The sequence below is a fragment of the Candidatus Binatia bacterium genome (genome assembly GCA_023150935.1).
Lineage (GTDB): Bacteria > Desulfobacterota > Binatia > HRBIN30 > HRBIN30 > JAKLJW01.
Genome location: JAKLJW010000001.1, coordinates 76,464 through 93,522 on the forward strand (window position 1 = coordinate 76,464; position 17,059 = coordinate 93,522).

Consider the following 17,059-nt stretch of genomic DNA (forward strand, 5'->3'; position numbering starts at 1 on the left):
CGGCGTCCGCGTTGCCCCCGGCTTCGACCTTACGCCGCTCCGGGGGTGGGGTCCAGCCTGCCCGCGCGGCCCCGATCGTTACCCCGGTCTCGTCTCGCCGGACACGGAAGGCGCCCGCGCAACGGCAACAGGACCCCGCCACGAAGTCAGGTTCCTTTCCCGGCGGGAGTGCCCACGACCTGGCGGTCGTCTCAAGACGATGAAAAGGCGGTCCCCTCTGCGCAGTCGGGGTCGGAATCGCTATCGGGATCGAGGGAATCGGATGGATACCGACGCCGATACCGACGCCGACCCCGATGGCTGCCCGGTCCCCGCCCCACCCACGCCGATTTTCGAAGCAGAGGGCGGGGCGACGGAGGCGATGATGGCTGACGATACCTGCAGTTTCGCGCTGCTCTGCCCGCACCACCGGCGTGGTGCGCCAATTCGGACGCTTCGGCCGGGGGGGTGGGTCCAAGTCGGCGCACGGTCCCACCCTCACCCATGGCATAGATTGGCATCGTGGTTGACAAGGCGTGCCCGGCTCGGTACCCGAAGGGCGTGATCGAACGCAACCTTGCGACTCCTCTGCGTAATCTCGCCGGACTCTACCCCGTCGTCACGGTCACCGGCCCGCGGCAGGCCGGCAAAACGACCCTCTGCCGCGCCGTCTTCCCCGACAAGCCGTACGTTTCGCTCGAACCACTCGACGTGCGCGAGGCCGCGACCGCCGACCCGCGCGGCTTTCTCGCCGAACATGCCGCCGGTGCCGTCTTCGACGAGGTGCAGCACGTGCCCGGTCTACTCAGCTACCTCCAGGTCGAAGTCGACGAGCACCCCGAGCCGGGTCGCTTCGTGCTCACGGGCTCGCAGCACTTCGGCCTCACTCAGACCATCGCCGAATCGCTGGCGGGGCGAACCGGTGTTCTTCATCTTCTTCCGCCGAGCCTCGACGAACTGCGCCGGTTTCCGCAGCCGCCGGACGATCTCCTCGCCACGCTGTGGATGGGCGCCTACCCCCGTATCCACGACCGCGGCATTCCCGCCGACCGCTGGCTCGCCGACTATCTCACCACCTACGTGCAGCGAGACGTCCGCCAGGTGCTGAACATCGGCGATCTGGCCTCGTTCACGACGTTCCTGGGCCTTGCGGCCGGCCGCACGGCCCAGGAGATCAACCTGAGCGCGCTCGGGGGCGATGCGGGCGTCGCGCACAACACGGCGCGCGCCTGGCTCTCCGTGCTCGAGGCGAGCTTCCTCTGTACCCGGATTCCCGCCTGGCACCGCAACGTGCGCAAACAGATGGTGAAGGCGCCCAAGCTGCACTTCCTCGACTCCGGCCTGGTCTGTCACCTGCTGGGCATCCGCGACCCGGAGCAACTCCGCCACCACCCGCAGCGGGGTGCCATCTTTGAAAGCTGGGCCGCCGCCGAGGTATACAAGGCACGCGCACACCGGGGCCTCACACCGCAACTGGCGCACTACCGCGACGCCAAACGCCTCGAGGTCGACCTGCTGGTCGAGCTGAAGAACTCCGTGGCTCTGCTCGAAGCGAAATCCGGCGCCACGATCGCCGGTGACATGTTGCGGCCGCTCCATCGACTTGCCGAAGCCCTGCACGTCAGCGGCGAACATCGCGCGCTCGATCTGCGATTCGTGTACGGCGGCACCGACACCTCCCGGCGCGAACACGTCGCCGTCACCTCGTGGCGCGACATCCAGAACCTAGACTGGCAATAACCTTCACCGGGGGCGGGGCGTCGATGTGGACGAATCGCCGGACCGGCCCGGGCGCATATCGGCGGGGGACCCCCGGGCGTTAGCCGGCGGCGCCCGGGCGACCGCGGAGCCGCTGCGCTTCCGGTCCCGTGCGATACCCCGTTGACTGTACCGTCTGGCCGGTATAGTCGCTGTGGCCATGAGACGAGGCCGCAACGGGAACGCGCGTGACAAGCTGCTCGACGCGGCCGAGGCGCTGGTGCGCCGCGACGGGGTGGGCACCCTCACTCTGGACCGGGTGGCGGCCGAAGCGCGGGTCAGCAAGGGCGGCCTGCTCTACCACTTCCCGTCGAAGGAGCGGCTCATCGAGGCGATGATCGAGCGGCACCTGCGCAATCACCTGGCTGGCCTCGATGCGGCGCTGCGGGCCGAGGCGGCGGGCCCGGGACGCTTTTCTCGGGCGGTGCTGCGGGCGGCCTTCGCCCAGTCGGCGCGGCCGCCGGAGCGCGAGCGGCGGATGGCGGCTGGTCTGCTGGCCGCGGTGGCGACCCGGCCGGCGCTGCTGGCGCCGGTGCGCCAGGCGTACCGGGGCTGGTTGAAGGATGCGCGTGCCGATGGGCTGCCGCCGGGGCAGGCTCTAACGGTGCTGGCGGCGCTCGACGGTCTCTGGTTCTGGGGGCTGTTCGGTCTCGTCGATCTGTCTCCCGCTCGGATCAAGGAACTGCGGCGCGCGCTCAAGGTGCTGGCCGGCACGGAAGGGGAGATGTCGTGAAGGTTGGCGCCTGGAAGCGGCGGGTGGCGGTGGCTGGCACGGTGGTGGGCACCGGCTTGCTGCTGACGATCGGTCTTTCGCGGACGCCGCCGGGCGCACTGGAGGCAGCGCCGTTGACCGGATCGGCCGGCGTTGCCGGCGGCGGAACCGGCGTAGGGTGCATGGGAAGAGTCGAGCCTGCCTCGCGCGTTCGCCGGCTGGCGGCGCCGGAATCTCAGGGGGTAGTTACCCTGGCGGAGCTCGCCGTGCGGGAGGGCGAACGGGTGGAGCGTGGTCAGGTGCTGGGGTGGTTCAGCGGGCGCAGCTCGCGCGCCGCCGCCGTGCGCCTGGCCGAGGCCGAGCTGCGGCGGAGCGAAGCGCGTCTGGCGCAGGTGAGAGCGGGCGCCAAGAGCGGCGAGGTAGCGGCTGCCGAGGCGCGGGTCGCGCGCCAGCGGGCAGCCGAGGTCAACGCGCGGGCCGAACTGGACAGGGCGATGGCGCTGGCCGAGAAGAAAGTCGTCGCCGACACCGAGCTCGATAGCCGTCGTGCCGCCTGGGCAGTCGCCGAGGCCGAACGGCGCGCCGCCGAGCAGGAGCTGGCCAGCGTCGCCGAAGTGCGCCGCGTCGACGTGGCCGTCGCCGAGGCCGAAGTGGCGCAGGCGCGGGCGGCCGAGGAGCGGGCGAAGGCGGAACTCGATCTGGCCGAACTGCGCGCGCCGATCGACGGTACCGTGTTGAAGATCCATACCTGGCCCGGCGAGAAGATCGACGAGCGAGGCGTGCTCGACCTCGGCAATCTCGACGAGATGCACGTGGTGGCCGAAGTGTACGAAACCGACGTGGCGCGGGTTGCCGTCGGTCAGCAGGCCGACGTCATCGTGCCCGGCGATGCCGAAGCGCTGCGCGGCGAGGTGGTCGATCTGGGTTGGCAGGTCCGCAAACGCGACGTGCTCAGCACCGACCCGGTCGAGGAGATCGACGCCAGGGTGGTCGAAGTGCGAATCCGCGTGAACGGCGACGGAGCCCGGCGCCTGGCACGCTTCAGCAACATGCGGGTCCAGGTGGTCATCGGCGGATGACGAGGCCGGCGGGTCGACAGCGCTGGGCCGCGGCGGCGCTGCCGGTGGATCTGGCCTGGCGGCAGCTCCGGCACGAGCCGCGCAAACTGATTGCCGGCGTCGCCGGGGTGGTGTTCGCCGTGGTGCTCATGCTCATGCAGTTCGGCTTCCGCGACGCGCTGTTCGACAGCGCCACCGCCGTGCAGCGCCAGATGTCGGGGGATCTGTTCATCGTCCACCGGCAGAGCCAGACCCTGTGGCGCATGGCGCCGTTCTCCCGGCGGCGGGTATTTCAGGCCCTGGCGGTACCCGAGGTGGAGCGAGCCGGGTACTTTTACGTGACCCTGGTCGATTGGCGAAATCCGTGGACCGGCCGGCACCGGCCCACGCTGATGTTCGGCATCGATCCGGCCGCCGGTCTGCTCGATCTCCCCGGGGTTCCGGAAAACCTCGGGGTTCTCAAGAACGAGGACGCGGTCATCTACGATGCGCACTCGCACGCGGAGTTCGGCCCCGTCGTCGAGACCCTGCTTGCGGGCCGTGCGTTGAGCGCCGAAGTGAACAACCGCAGAGTGGCGGTACGCGGGTTATTCCGGCTGGGGGCGTCGTTTGCCGCCGACGGCAACCTGGTGACCAGCCAGGAGAACTTTCTTCGCGTCGTCGCGGGTCGCACCCCGTCTCAGATCGACGTCGGCATTCTGCTGTTGAAGCCGGGCGCCGATCGCGCCGCGGTGCGCGACACCGTGCAACGGCTGCTGCCGGAAGACGTCGCGGTGGTGACGCGCGACGAGCTGGTGCGGCTCGAACGCGATTACTGGCAGACGTCGACGGGCGTCGGCTTCGTGTTCACCCTCGGGGCGATGATGGGATTCGTGGTCGGCGTGGTGATCGTGTACCAGATCCTTTTTACCGAGATCGCCAATCATCTCGGCCAGTATGCGACCCTCGCCGCCATGGGACATTCGCAGCGCTTCCTGCTCGGCATCGTCGCCGGCGCCGCGTCGATCCTGAGCGTCATGGGCTACGTCCCCGGTGTGCTGCTCTCTTTCGTGCTCTACCGCGTGACCGAAGGAGTTACGTTCCTCCCCATGACCCTGGGGATCGGCAAGCCCGCGACCGTGTTTGGCCTGACCCTGCTGATGTGCGTGCTCTCCGGCGGCCTGGCGCTGCGCAAGCTGCGCGAGGCCGATCCGGCAGACTTGTTCTGAGGTGTACCGGTGACGGCCCCGGTGGTTGCGATCGACAGGGTGAGCCACTCTTACGGCGACGGTGTCGGCCGGAAGCGAATCCTCCACGACGTGTGCCTGGAGATCCCACCCGGCGAGATCGTTCTGCTGACCGGCCCGTCCGGGGCCGGTAAGTCGACGCTGCTGACACTGGTCGGCGGCTTACGTTCGGTGCAGGAGGGCAGCGTACGGGTCTTCGGTCACGAGTTGCGCGGCGCCTCTGAGGAGTTGCGGCTCACCGTGCGCCGCCGCATCGGCTACATTTTCCAGGATCATAACCTGCTCCCGTTTCTGAGCGCCCGGCGTAACGTCGAGATGGCGCTGCACCTCGATCCGGACGCTGCGGGGACCGAGATTAAAGAGCGGGCGAAGACGATGCTGTCGGCGGTCGGACTGGAGCCGGAGATGGAGCGGGAGCCGGCTGCCCTCTCGGGGGGACAGAAACAGCGGGTTGCCATCGCCCGGGCTCTCGTGCACGGCCCCAATCTCGTCCTTGCCGACGAACCGACGGCGGCGCTGGACCGCGTCAGCGGCCACCAGTGCGTCGATCTCATGCGGACCCTCGCCAAGCAGCAGCGATGTTCCATCCTGCTGGTCACGCACGACAGTCGCATTCACGACATTGCCGATCGCGTCCTGCGCATCGAAGACGGTCAGATCGCGCCGACTTGAGGGGCGCCGCCCCGCGGACTCGGTGCATGGCAAGGAACGACGCGCGCCGAGCGACAACGGCGAACGACGACGCCGGCGCCGCGGCTTACCGGGCCGTGACGCGGCGCACCAGCATCAGCTTGTACGCCTCTCCCAGTGCGGCGTCGTCCGGTCGCAGCACCGGCTCGTAGCTGCGGCGCAGAGCCGCATCGCCCCCGGCCCAGTCGGCGCGGGTGATGACCAGATAGCGCGGACCGCGGTCTGCCGTGCTGCCGGTGTACACTGGAATCGGGCGCCGCCAGTAGTACAGCACGGCGTAGCTGGGTGTACGGTAGAAGGCGACGCTCTCGCCGGCGGCGACGACGCGTTCGGCCCGGGCGACAAAGGTGCGGGCGCTTTCTTCGGTGGCGATCGTCGGCATCGCCACGACATTGGCGATGACGATGGCGGCTACGGTGGTTGCAAGGAGGCCGCCGAAGGTCCCCACCCACCACCCGGCGCGCGCGGCGCGTACGCACATGCCTGCGCCCGCGAGGGCAACGGCCAGGGCACCGAAGAGCGCCGCCCCGCCACCGGCAAGTACGGCGGCGACGGCGGTGCCGTAAGGCGGCGAAGCGGCTGGCAGTAGGTGCTGCACCGCCACGCCGATCGGCAAGCCGAGCGCGGCGGCGGTACTGACCGCCGTGAGCGCCGCCACGGCCACGAACAACGCGGCCGCCGCCACCGCGAGCCCGCGCAGCAACCAGCGGTCGTCCGCCGCCGCCCGCTGCTGCTCCTCGAGCTGCCACGCGACCAGCAGCGCGATCGCCGGGTACAGACCGAGCAAGTACACGCCTCGCTTGCTGACCGCGACGGCGTACAGCGCGAAGACCAATACCGCCCACACGCCGCAATAAATTGCCGGGTGATCCCGAGTCAGAGTCGCGCGGTTATGCCAGAGGCGAGACAGAACCCCGGGCAGGAACACCGTCCACGGCAGGAAACCGAGCAGCAACACCCCCGCCAACCACAACGCGGTATGGCGATGCCCCTGATAATCCCCGGGCCCGGGATCGGCGTCGAAGACACGGAACACGTTCTCGCGCAGAATGTGCTGCACGAAGAAGTCTCGTCCCTCCCGATGCGCGGCGAGCGCGTACCAGCAACCCGCGAGCACGGCAACGACCAGCACGCCGCGCAGCAGACGCATGCGCAGCAGCGGAGAAAAGTCGCGCCGCACTGCCATAGAGGCCAGCGCGACCGCACCCGGCAGGACGATCCCGACGGGTCCCTTGGCCAGAGTCGCGAAGGCGATGCCCAGGTACAGCGGCACCAGCCAGCGACCCGATCCGCTGCGGACGAAGAACAGCCAGGAGAGGAAAGCCGCCTCGAGGCCGACGGTCAGCGCCATATCGACGCGGGCCGTGGTGGCCGCGCGGACCCACTCGAAGCTGGTGGCCAGCGTCAGGGCCGCGACCACCCCCGCGCGTGCGCCCCACAGCGCGGCCCCCGTTACGTAAATCGCGAGTATGCCTGCCAGCGAGAGCAGCGCCGACGGCAACCGCGCGCTCCATTCGTCCGTAGTGCCGCGCGCGAGGGCAACCAGCGCTCCGAGCCAGTGGAACAGTGGAGGCTTCGAGGGGATCTCGACCTCGTTGACCCGTGGCAAGACCCAGTTGCCGGTCAGCAGAATCTCCCGCACGACGAGCGCTTCGCGCGGCTCGCCCTTGGTGTGAAACGGGATCCCGGCCGGGCCCCACAGGGTGACGAGCGCCCACACGGCGAGTACGAGCGCGGCGCCGAGGGCGGTAGTGGCAGCTCCGAAGCGCGGCCCCGATTCGGTTGCCGACTCCGCTGCCGGAGCGGTCGCGGATGCGCCGGGCGGAGATTCAGCCGGCGTCGCGCTCGGATCCGGGGAAGTTGACGACAAGGACCTTCCTCTGTTCGGCGGCGATCTCGCGCGGCGGCGGGTCGAGCAGCGGCGCGAGTTCCTCGAGCTCGTGGCGGTTGATGTTCAGGAATATCCGGCGGCCCGAGGCCCAGGCCTTCACGAGGTCTTCGTTGGTCGGCCAGAAAAAGGGCTGGCCCTCCGGTAAGCGGCGCCCGAAGTCGAGCTCGCCGTCGGCAAGCACCTGAATCACCCGCCGCTGCGAATACAGGGTGATGCTGTGTGCGTAATGGCGGTACCCTACGACCAGATCCTCGGGCGCGGCCTGCTCCTTGACGATGCGGCCAATCCGCGGGTAGCTGTTTGCCAGCGCACGCCCGGCCAGCGTCGCGGGTTGGAAGATCAGAACGCCGAGCAACATGACGGCAAGACTCGCCTCCGCGCTGCGGCGCAGGGTGGCGAGGCTGGCGATGGCCGTGACCAGAACGATCGGCGTACTCGAGGCCAGAGCAGCCAGCACCGTTTCGCTGCGCCAGTCGTCGAGGAATTCGTCGGCTACAATCCCGCCCACGAGCGCGACGGCCGCGAAGACGATGACCGACACCAGTGCCCGCCGCAGCACGTCGACCCGACCGGCGTCGAGCAGGCCGCGGACGAAACGCGCCAGTAACACCGCCGCCGGGCAGACCATGGGTAGGATGTACGTCCCCAGCTTGGAGCCCGACGCACTGAAGAAGCCGAACGTCACCGCGGCCCAGACGACAAGGTAGAGCGTGCCGGCGGAGACCCGCAGCGCCGCCAGCCGCCGCAGCGCCTGCCAGACCGGCCCCGGCGCGTACGCCGCCAGGAGTGTCCACGGCAGCATCCCGCCAAGCAGGATCGGCACGAAGAACCACAGCGGCTGGTGGTGTTCGCGCGGCTCGAGGTAACGCGCCAGATGCTGCTTGACGACGAAGAAGTGGACGAACTCGGGATTGCGCGCGCTGACCAGCACGAACCACGGCATGCTCACGACGAGAAATGCCGCGATGCCCAGCGGTGACACCAGCCAGCGCAGTCCGCGCCACTCGCCGCGCAGGAGCAGGAAGAGCACGACCGTGCCGCCGTTCAACACCGCGGCGACGGGTCCCTTGACGAGCACGGCCAGCGCCGTGGCGACGTAGAAAGCCACCAGCCACTCGCGCCGCCGCTGCGGTAGCGCATAAGCCAACCAGAAGGCGCCGAGGGCGAGGTTCATGAGTCCGCTCAACGGCATGTCGAGGGTCAGGAACTGGCCGATACCGAAATAGTACGGCGAGGCCGCGAGAATTGCCGCCGACAGAGCGCCGACCCGGGGGCCGTAAATCAATCGGCCGACCACGCCGGCGACGGCGATGCCGAGGAAGGCGAACAGCACCGGCCACAGACGCGCGACGAAATCGCTGCGGCCGAGGAGCCGGAAGCTTGCCGCGGTCAGCCAGTAGAACAGCGGCGGTTTCTCGAAGTACTTGAAGTAGTTCAGGCGCGGCGTGACGTAATCGCCGGACTCGTTCATCTCGCGCGGGATCTCCGCGTAACGGGCCTCGTCCGGGTCGGACAGCGAGTACCGCCCGATGGTGCCGAGGTAGGTGGCGCCGATTACGATTGCGAACAGGATAATCAGCCAGCGAGGGATCGGGCGCGGTCCCCGGATGGCTTCCCGGCTTTCGATTCCGGGTGCGGCGTTTCGGATCTCGGCGGCGGGTCTCGCGCTCATGAGGTGTCTATTCCTGTACGGGTCCCTGCTGCGCCACGGTGCCGTGACGGCCCTCGATCGGGCCGGGGACGACCGTGGCAACGGGCAGCGCACGCAGGCCGCGGGCGATGTCGATCAGGCGATGCACCGGCACCTGGGGGCGGACGGCGGTGAGGAAGGCGCGCAGGTGCGCGAGCTGACCGATGCCCTCCATCTCGGCATGCGCCGTGTACACGTTGAGGCCGGGGCGGAGTTGGGCGGCGTAATAGCGCGCGACCTCGTGTGGACTGGTGCCGATCGTTCCGTAGGTCTCGTCGAGTGTGAGCAGGGTTGTCGGTAGCTCCGGAGTGCGGAAGCGAACGCCGTCCATCTCCGGTAGAAACGGCGCGCGGCCGCGCGTGTCGCTGTGGTAGGCGAGGCCGAGGGCGTCCTCGGCGGCAAGGCTGGTTGCAGTGCACTGCCAGCCGGGGGCGCCGAAGGCGAGTGGGGGGGTGCCGAGGATCTCTTCGTACACGCCCCGGGCCCGCTGCAGTTCCGCGGCGACGGCGGCTGCCGACAGTCGCGGCAGCCGGTCCTGCCAGTAGACGTGATCGTAGCCGTGCATCGCGATTTCGTGGCCTTCGGCGGCAGCGCGCCGCAGCACCTCGCGGCCCGAGCTGGCGATCTGCGGACCGGGAAGCAACGTGCCGTAGAGCACGGTGCGCCAGCCGTAGGTGGAGACCGCCCGGGTCCGGCGCATCTTGGCGAGAAATCCGGGCCGGAAGAGGCGGCGGATCGCGCGCCCCGAATGGTCGGGACCGCAGGCAACGAAGAAGCTGGCGCGCAGTCCGAGGTCGTCGAACAGGCGCAGCAGGGCGGGTACGCCGTTGCGCAGACCTGCGTAGGTGCAGACGTCGACTTTCAAGCCGAGCTCGGCGCCGGCAACGACGCTCATCTTTGCGTCGTGCGGAACCACTCGATCGTCTTGCGCAAGCCCTCGACCAGCGGCGTCTCGGCGCGGACGCCGAGGATGGTTTCCATACGGGCGACGTCGGGAACCCGGCGAGGGATGTCTTCGTAGCTGGCGCCGTACACCGACTCCTGGCTGACGAACTTGATCGTCGAACGGGAGTCGCCGGCTTCGATCATGGCTTTGGCGAGGTCCAGGACGGTCGTCTCGACGTTGGTGCCGATGTTGAATACCTGACCGTCGGTGCCGGGCGCGATGCCGGCTGCCATGGTGGCACGGATGCAGTCGTCGATGTACGTGAAGCAGCGGGTTTGCGCGCCGTCGCCGATGACGGTCAGGGGCTCGTTGCGCAGCATCTGGCCCATGAAGATCGTGATGATGCGACCGACGTCGAGCCGATCGAGTCGCGGCCCGTAGACGTTGAAATAGCGGGTGATGGTAACCGGGAGACCCATGTGTCCGTAGGCGAAGCAGAAGTGCTCGCCGACGGCCTTCGAGGTCGAGTAGCACCAGCGATCGATGCGCGTGGAGCCGAGGACACGGTCGTCGTCCTCGCTCCACGGTACCTTCGGATTGCGGCCGTACACCTCCGAGGTGGAGCCGAAGACCACCTTCTTCTGGTGTTTGAAGGCCAGCTTGAGGACATTCTGCACGCCGTTGACGTTGACGTTGAGCACCTCGTACGGATCGCCGACGTAATGCTCGACGCCGACCACCGCGGCCAGGTGGTAGACGAGATCGCACTTGGCGATCAGGCCCTCGAGGATCTCGAGGTTGAAGATGCTGTCGCGCACGTAATGGAACAGCGGATTGCCCATCAGGTGCCTGGTCTTGATGACGCTGCCGGTGTCGATGATGAACACCTCGTCGCCGCGGGCCACGAACGCATCTGCGAGGTGCGAGCCCACGAATCCTCCGCCGCCGGTGATCAGAACCTTCACTGTAGTCTCACTCCCTCCCGGACGGCGTGGTGCGCCGCCCATTCGCTTCCCGACATTTCCGCACCCGCCGCGAGCTGGACACGTGCGAGCGTTACCGTTCCGCTACCGGCCTGTACCGCCAGGGTCGGGCTTACCTGCAGCACCGTGCCCGGGGCGGTCGCGCCGCGGCGCCCGTCGTGGTGACCGGCCGCCCAGACGAACAGCTTTTGCCCGTTCCACGAGGTGAAGGCCCCGGGGTACGGGTGGGTTACGGCGCGCACGAGGTTGTACACCTGACGCGCGGTTACGTTCCAGTCGATGCGGCCGTCGGCCGGCTTGCGGCCGCCGAAGTAGGTTGCCGCGGCGTGGTCCTGCGGGCGGCGCGGCGCCGTGCCGGCACAGAGGGCAGGGTAGACCTCGCGCAGCAGTTCCGCGGCGGCGGCGGTCAGTTTGCGAAGCAGGGTGAGCGCGGTGTCGTCGTCGGCGATGGGGATGGCGCGCTGGGCGACGATATCCCCGTGGTCCGGTTTGCCGTCCATGTAGTGCAACGTGACGCCGGTCTGCGTCTCGCCGTTGACGAGCACCCAGTTCACCGGCGCGCGGCCGCGGTATCTGGGCAGCAGCGAACCGTGCATGTTCAGTGCCCCGCGCGGGGCGAGCGCGAGCAGTTCGGGACGGAGCAGTTTGCGGTAGTAGAAGGAGAAGATGACCTGCGGGGCGAGCGCCGCGATGCGGTCGATCCACTCCGGAGTGTTGACGTCGTCGGGCGCGAACGCGGGGACGCCGTGGGCTTCGGCCAGGGGGCGTACCGAATGGAACCAGACGTTTTCTCCGGGGTCGTCTTCGTGGGTGAACACGGCCGCGACGTCGGCGGCGGCGCGGAACAGCTCGGCGAGGCAGGCGTAGCCGACGTCGTGGTACGCGAAGACCACCACACGCATCGATTCACCGGCCCTGCTGGTGAATCGCCCGGATCCGATAGGTCGGGCGCCGGCGCACTTCGAGGTAGATGCGGCCAACGTACTCGCCGACGATGCCGACGGCGAGTATCAGCAACCCGATGAACACGAAGAGAATCGCGAACAGCGTAAACACGCCCTCGACTTCCGGGCCGACGAACAGGCGGCGCACGAACAGAAAGCCGCCGAAGCCGACGCCGGCGGCGGCGACGAGCATGCCGACCAGGCTGACGAACTGAATCGGCAGCAGCGAGAATCCGGTGAGCAGATCGAAGGTGAGGCGCAGGAGTTTCAGCAGGCCGTACTTCGAGGCGCCGCCGAAGCGGTCGGAATGCCCGACCTCGATTTCGGCGGTGCGTTTCGCCAACGAGTTAGCCAGCGCCGGGATGAAACTCGACCGTTCGTCGCAGTCGAGAATCTGACTGACGATGGAGCGACGATAGGCGCGCAGCATGCATCCGTAGTCCTTCATCGTCACCCCGACCGCCATCGAGGTCATGTGGTTGATGGCCCTGGAGGCCACGCGGCGAAACAGCGGATCGTGCCGCTCCTCGCGCCAGCCGCCGACCACTTCGTACCCCTCGTCGATCTTCGCGAGCAGTTGGGGGATTTCTTCCGGAGGGTTTTGCAGGTCGGCGTCGAGGGTGACGACCACGGCGCCGGTGGAGGCGGCGAACCCGGCGAGGACGGCGGCGTGCTGTCCGAAGTTGCGGGTCAGTTCGACCACCCCGACGTGTGGGTCCTCCGCGGCGAGCTGCCGCAGGATGTCGAGCGAGCCGTCGCTGCTGCCGTCGTCGACGTACCAGACCTCGTATGGCCGCTCGCGGGCTTTCATGACGGTCGTCAGCCGGCGATGAAGGGTGGGAAGGTTTTCGCGTTCGTTGAACACCGGCAGAACGACGGACACGAGGCCGTCGACCGACGGCGCCACGGTCGGCGATCGCGACGCGTCGTCGCGGGGTATGGCCGCAACCTGTGCACTCATGGAAGGCCCGCTCATCCTTTCGGGGCCTTCCTGTACAGAGCGCGCGAACGGAGTGCAATCGTCTTCTGCGGGATCAGACCGCGTAGTCCTTGCGCTGAATGCCGAACTTGTGGAGCTTCTGGTAGAAGTTCTGCCGTTGCAGGCCGGCTTCGCGGGCGGCGCGGCTGACGTTGCCGTTGTTTCGTCTCAGGCAATCGAGGATGTAGACGCGCTCGAAATCCTCCCGGGCGGCGCCGAACGGTTTGCCGGTGGGGATGGCGGGAGCCGGCGCGGGCGCGGTGTTGGTGATTTCGACGGGCAGGTCGACAACCTCGATCCGCGTGCCCTGCGCCAGCAAGGCGGCGCGCTGCACGACGTTTTCCAGTTCGCGCACGTTGCCCGGCCACCGATAGCCGCGCAGCGCATCGCCGGCCCCCGGGTCGATGCCGTTGAGCCGCCCGTCGTCGTCGTACCGGCGCAGGAAATGCTGGGCCAGCGGCAGGATGTCGTCGGTGCGCTCGCGCAGAGGCGGCAGACGCAAGGAGACGACGTTCAGGCGGTAATAGAGATCGGCGCGGAACTGCCCGGCCGCGATCCGCTCGGTGAGATCGGCGTTGGTGGCGGCGACGACGCGGACGTCGACCTTGATCGCCCCTTCGCCGCCGACGCGCTGCACCTCGCGCTCCTGTAAGACTCGCAGGAGCTTGACCTGCAGCAGCGGGAGGAGTTCGCTGATCTCGTCGAGGAACAGGGTTCCGCCGTTTGCCTGTTCGACCAGTCCTTTCTTGGCGGCATGGGCGCCGGTGAACGCTCCCTTCTCGTGGCCGAACAGCTCGCTTTCAAGCAGGTCGGCCGGAATGGCGCCGCAGTTGATGGCGATGAAGGGCCCGCCGCTGCGCGGAGACCGCATGTGCAGTGCGCGGGCGACCAGTTCCTTGCCGGTACCGCTCTCTCCGGAGATGAGCACGGTGGCGGTGGAGCCGGCGACTCGCTCGACGACGCGCAGCACCTGCTGCATGGAGGAGCTGGCCCCTACGATGGTCTCGGTCCCGTAGCGGTCCACGAGCTGCTCCCGCAGGTTGCGGTTCTCTTCCCGCAACCGGAAGTGCTGCAAAGCGCGGTCGACATGCTGGCGAGCAACCTCGTTCTCGAAGGGCTTCTCGAGGTAGTCGAAGGCTCCCAGTCGCATGGCCTCGACGGCAGTCTGAATAGTGGCGTAACCGGTCATCATCACGACGAGAGTGTCGGGACTGACGCGTTTCACTTCGCGCAGGAAATCGATGCCGCCCATTTCCGGCATGCGCAGGTCGACCAGAGCAACGGCGTAGGTCTCACGACCGGCCGCTTCGAGGGCGTCGGTGGCGCGGTTGAAGGTCGCCACTGCGAGGTCCGGACGCTGCAGCGCGCGGCCAAGGGAGCGGCAGAGGTTCACTTCGTCGTCAACGAGCATCATCGAGTACATCATGTCACACTGTCTGGCTGGCAAGGTCCGCCTGTATGGGCGCCGGGTGCCGCGGCAGCGTGATCGTGAACGCGCTGCCGTGCCCCGGTTCGGAGCGCACGGTGATCTCGCCGCCATGTCCGGTAATCAGACCGTAGCTCACGGCCAGACCGAGCCCGTAGCCGGACCCGCCTTTCTTGGTCGTGTAGAAGGGATCGAAGATGTGTTCGAGGTCCTCCGCGCCGATACCGCAGCCGTGGTCGGCAAACTCGATGAGGGCGCGGCGCCGGCCGCCATGGATCGAGTCGGCGGTGCGGATGGTAACTGTGCCGCTGCCGCCCATGGCGTCGGCGGCGTTGAGCAGCAGATTGAGAAACACCTGCTGGAGCTGGCGTGGGTCGGCGGTGACCATCGGCAAGCGCGGATCGAGTGCCCACGCCACCTGCAGTCCGGCGGCCCGCTCGTCGCGCACGGCGAGCGCGAAGGTTTCCCGCAACAGCTCGTTGAGGTCCACTTCCTCGGGCCGACTCTCGCCCGTCGCCGCAAAGTTCAACAACCCCTGGATGATCCGGCGGCAGCGCTGCGTCTCGTTGGCGATGATCTCGACGTCCTCGGCCACCTCCGGCCGATCGTGCAGAGTTTCCCGCAGGTTGCCGGCGGTCGCCAGGATGATGCCGAGAGGATTGTTCAACTCGTGCGAAACCCCGGCCGCCAACATACCCACGGCGCTCAGGCGCTCCGCACGCCCCAGACGCGCCCGCGCTACCTTGAGATTGCGATACAACCGGCGCGTCTCGGCCAGCACACGGTCCTTTTCCTGCAAGGTCTGTTGCAGCGACTGCGCCAGCTTGTTGAAACTCGTCGCCAGGGTCGCCACCTCGTCGACCCCGACCACCGCTACCCGCGCGTTGAAGTCCCCCGCCGTGAAACGCTCCGCCGTCTCGGTGAGCTGCGACAACGGCGCCACCATCCGCCGACTCCACCACGAGATGAAGGCCAGAGCGCTGCCGATCAGGAGCGCGATGAAGAAAAGCAGACGATAGCGCAGCCGCCCCATTTGCCGGTCGACGAGATGGAGCGAGATGCCGAGCCCCAGACCCGCGACACGCTGGCCGTTCACCGTCACCGGGGCAAGAATTTCGAGGTAGTTTCCCACCCGGTTGACAACGTTCCGGCGCGTCAGCTCGCGCACCGGTGGCAGCGGACCGTACGGTCCGGGCGTGACCCCGGGATCGTTGAGGGCGATCAGAACCCCCTTGTCGTTGAAAAGGAACGCGTACGCGAAATCGCTGTCCGCGAGAACCGGCTCGAACTCCTCGGTGAACGCCTGCAGGTTGGCCGGGTCGAAGTCGGTCGACAGACGGCGGTTGGTGATGTTCAGCGTCGTGCGTCCCTTTACCTCGAGGATGTCCCGGATGGCCTTTTGCTCGTCACGCATCGACAGCACCGTGGCGACCGCCAGGCCAAAAAGCAGCGTTGCCGTCATTCCGAAGGCGAGACGGCGGCCGATCGAAGCGCTCAGGTAGGTGGATACACGCGTCAACACGGGATCGCTCTCCTGACACCGCACCCCAACGTTACAGACGCGTTACGCAACCATCATGCCGACATCGCACGCATCTGCGCGTGACACGCTCGCCGGTAACCGAAACGTAGAAACCACACCAGAGACTGTCATCGTTTCGCGACATATGTCAATCGGAATTGACGCGCGTCGATGTGCGAGTGTCTCTCTGTCGATACCCTCTCTACCGATACCTTGGACGGGCGGGGGGATAGGATGGACAGGCATCGTTTTGTGGCCTTTGCGGGGACCGTGACGGGTTGAGTCGTCGCAGGGTCAACGCATAATGCCTGCATGAGAAGCGATTCCGGCGGCAGCCCGCTTATGCGCTTTTTCGGTCGTATAGGGAGCGTGATCGTCGATCCGACCATTGTGTTGTCGTTCGACCGCACGGGATACCTCGTGCATAGCCTGACCTTCGAGGCTGGCGATCTCGACGTCGATCTGCGTGGCAAGGTCTGTCTGGTTACCGGGGCCAGTTCGGGCATCGGGTTCGAAGTCGCCAGGGCTCTGGCGGAACGCCGCGGTGAGGTCTGGTTGCTGTGCCGCGACCGGAGTCGGGGCATGGCAGCGGTGGAGGAGATCAGGCGGCAGACGGGTAGCGACAGGGTGCAACTGGGGTTGGTCGATTTGGCGAGTCTGCGATCGGTGCGTGCGTTTGCCGAACGGTTCGACGAGATGCGCGTAGACGTTCTGGTGAACAACGCAGGCATCCTGCCGGCGGCGCGCGAGGAGAGTGCCGACGGCATCGAGATGACCTGGGCGACCAACGTCGTCGGGCCCTTTCTGTTAACGCACCTGATGCTGCCGAAGTTGAAGGCGGCGCGCGGGGCGAGGGTCATCAACGTTTCGTCCGGCGGCATGTATTCGCAAAAGCTCGATCTGAGCGACGTGCAGGTCGAAAAGAAGCCCTTTGACGGCGTGGCGCAGTACGCTCTGACCAAGCGGGCCGAGGTAATACTGACCGAGCTGTGGTCGGAACGGCTGTCGGGTGCGGGCGTTACGGTGAACAGCATGCACCCCGGTTGGGCCGACACGCCCGGGGTGCGGGTGTCGCTGCCGGGGTTCTTCAAGGTCATGCGGTGGCTGCTGCGCACTCCGGCCGAGGGTGCCGACACCATCGTCTGGCTGGCGGTGTGTCGTCGCCTTACCGCGTCGAGCGGTCGGTTCTGGTTCGACCGGCAGGTGCGGGCGACGCACTACCTGCCGTGGACCCGTGAGGATCCGGCGGATCGGGAACGGTTGTGGCGTCTGTGCTGTTCCCAGGCGGGCATCGATCCGAGAGCGGTCGAGTGAG

The 17,059-nt window shown here is 67.7% G+C and carries 14 protein-coding genes and 1 pseudogene; 7 read left to right on the forward strand and 8 right to left on the reverse strand.

Features of this window, described 5'->3' with window-relative positions; all coding sequences use genetic code 11:
- Nucleotides 1-501: 501 nt before the first annotated feature.
- The 6 genes and pseudogenes from L6Q96_00335 (at nucleotide 502) to L6Q96_00360 (ending at nucleotide 5,405) form a co-directional block, all read left to right on the forward strand.
- Nucleotides 502-1,719, forward strand: a complete 1,218-nt coding sequence (locus tag L6Q96_00335) for an ATP-binding protein (GenBank protein ID MCK6553028.1) — start codon at nucleotides 502-504, stop codon at nucleotides 1,717-1,719.
- 178 nt (nucleotides 1,720-1,897) lie between these two features.
- Nucleotides 1,898-2,062 (forward strand): annotated as a pseudogene (locus L6Q96_00340) (TetR/AcrR family transcriptional regulator).
- Between the two features lie 9 nt (nucleotides 2,063-2,071).
- Entirely contained in the window at nucleotides 2,072-2,470 is a 399-nt protein-coding gene (locus tag L6Q96_00345; protein ID MCK6553029.1) for a hypothetical protein, read from the forward strand.
- Nucleotides 2,467-3,528, forward strand: coding sequence for an HlyD family efflux transporter periplasmic adaptor subunit (locus L6Q96_00350; GenBank protein MCK6553030.1), 1,062 nt, complete (start codon nucleotides 2,467-2,469; stop codon nucleotides 3,526-3,528). Before L6Q96_00345 ends, L6Q96_00350 begins: the two co-directional genes overlap by 4 nt.
- Complete coding sequence (gene devC / locus L6Q96_00355; GenBank protein ID MCK6553031.1) at nucleotides 3,525-4,715, forward strand: ABC transporter permease DevC; 1,191 nt, start codon at nucleotides 3,525-3,527, stop codon at nucleotides 4,713-4,715. Before L6Q96_00350 ends, devC begins: the two co-directional genes overlap by 4 nt.
- A 9-nt stretch (nucleotides 4,716-4,724) precedes the next feature.
- Entirely contained in the window at nucleotides 4,725-5,405 is a 681-nt protein-coding gene (locus L6Q96_00360) for an ATP-binding cassette domain-containing protein (protein ID MCK6553032.1), read from the forward strand.
- Nucleotides 5,406-5,490: 85 nt separating this feature from the next.
- Here L6Q96_00360 and L6Q96_00365 read toward each other — a convergent pair whose 3' ends face one another.
- From L6Q96_00365 to L6Q96_00400, 8 genes are all read right to left on the reverse strand, one after another.
- On the reverse strand, nucleotides 5,491-7,293 hold the full coding sequence (locus tag L6Q96_00365; GenBank protein MCK6553033.1) for a glycosyltransferase family 39 protein: 1,803 nt from the start codon (nucleotides 7,291-7,293) through the stop codon (nucleotides 5,491-5,493).
- The gene (locus L6Q96_00370; protein ID MCK6553034.1) at nucleotides 7,253-8,986 is read right to left on the reverse strand and encodes a glycosyltransferase family 39 protein; all 1,734 of its coding nucleotides are present in this window, start codon (nucleotides 8,984-8,986) and stop codon (nucleotides 7,253-7,255) included. Before L6Q96_00370 ends, L6Q96_00365 begins: the two co-directional genes overlap by 41 nt.
- 7 nt (nucleotides 8,987-8,993) lie before the next feature.
- Nucleotides 8,994-9,899: a polysaccharide deacetylase family protein gene (locus L6Q96_00375; GenBank protein ID MCK6553035.1), complete on the reverse strand. Its 906-nt coding sequence runs from the start codon at nucleotides 9,897-9,899 to the stop codon at nucleotides 8,994-8,996.
- Nucleotides 9,896-10,855: an NAD-dependent epimerase/dehydratase family protein gene (locus tag L6Q96_00380; GenBank protein ID MCK6553036.1), complete on the reverse strand. Its 960-nt coding sequence runs from the start codon at nucleotides 10,853-10,855 to the stop codon at nucleotides 9,896-9,898. The genes L6Q96_00375 and L6Q96_00380 overlap by 4 nt, the downstream gene beginning before the upstream one ends.
- On the reverse strand, nucleotides 10,852-11,775 hold the full coding sequence (locus L6Q96_00385) for a formyltransferase (GenBank protein MCK6553037.1): 924 nt from the start codon (nucleotides 11,773-11,775) through the stop codon (nucleotides 10,852-10,854). Before L6Q96_00385 ends, L6Q96_00380 begins: the two co-directional genes overlap by 4 nt.
- 4 nt (nucleotides 11,776-11,779) lie before the next feature.
- Nucleotides 11,780-12,778, reverse strand: coding sequence for a glycosyltransferase (locus L6Q96_00390; protein ID MCK6553038.1), 999 nt, complete (start codon nucleotides 12,776-12,778; stop codon nucleotides 11,780-11,782).
- A gap of 73 nt (nucleotides 12,779-12,851) precedes the next feature.
- On the reverse strand, nucleotides 12,852-14,210 hold the full coding sequence (locus L6Q96_00395) for a sigma-54 dependent transcriptional regulator (protein MCK6553039.1): 1,359 nt from the start codon (nucleotides 14,208-14,210) through the stop codon (nucleotides 12,852-12,854).
- 13 nt (nucleotides 14,211-14,223) lie between these two features.
- Nucleotides 14,224-15,744, reverse strand: a complete 1,521-nt coding sequence (locus L6Q96_00400; protein MCK6553040.1) for an ATP-binding protein — start codon at nucleotides 15,742-15,744, stop codon at nucleotides 14,224-14,226.
- A gap of 312 nt (nucleotides 15,745-16,056) precedes the next feature.
- Between L6Q96_00400 and L6Q96_00405 the strand changes: the two genes are divergently transcribed.
- On the forward strand, nucleotides 16,057-17,058 hold the full coding sequence (locus L6Q96_00405) for an SDR family oxidoreductase (GenBank protein MCK6553041.1): 1,002 nt from the start codon (nucleotides 16,057-16,059) through the stop codon (nucleotides 17,056-17,058).
- The last annotated feature ends 1 nt before the right edge of the window (nucleotide 17,059 follow it).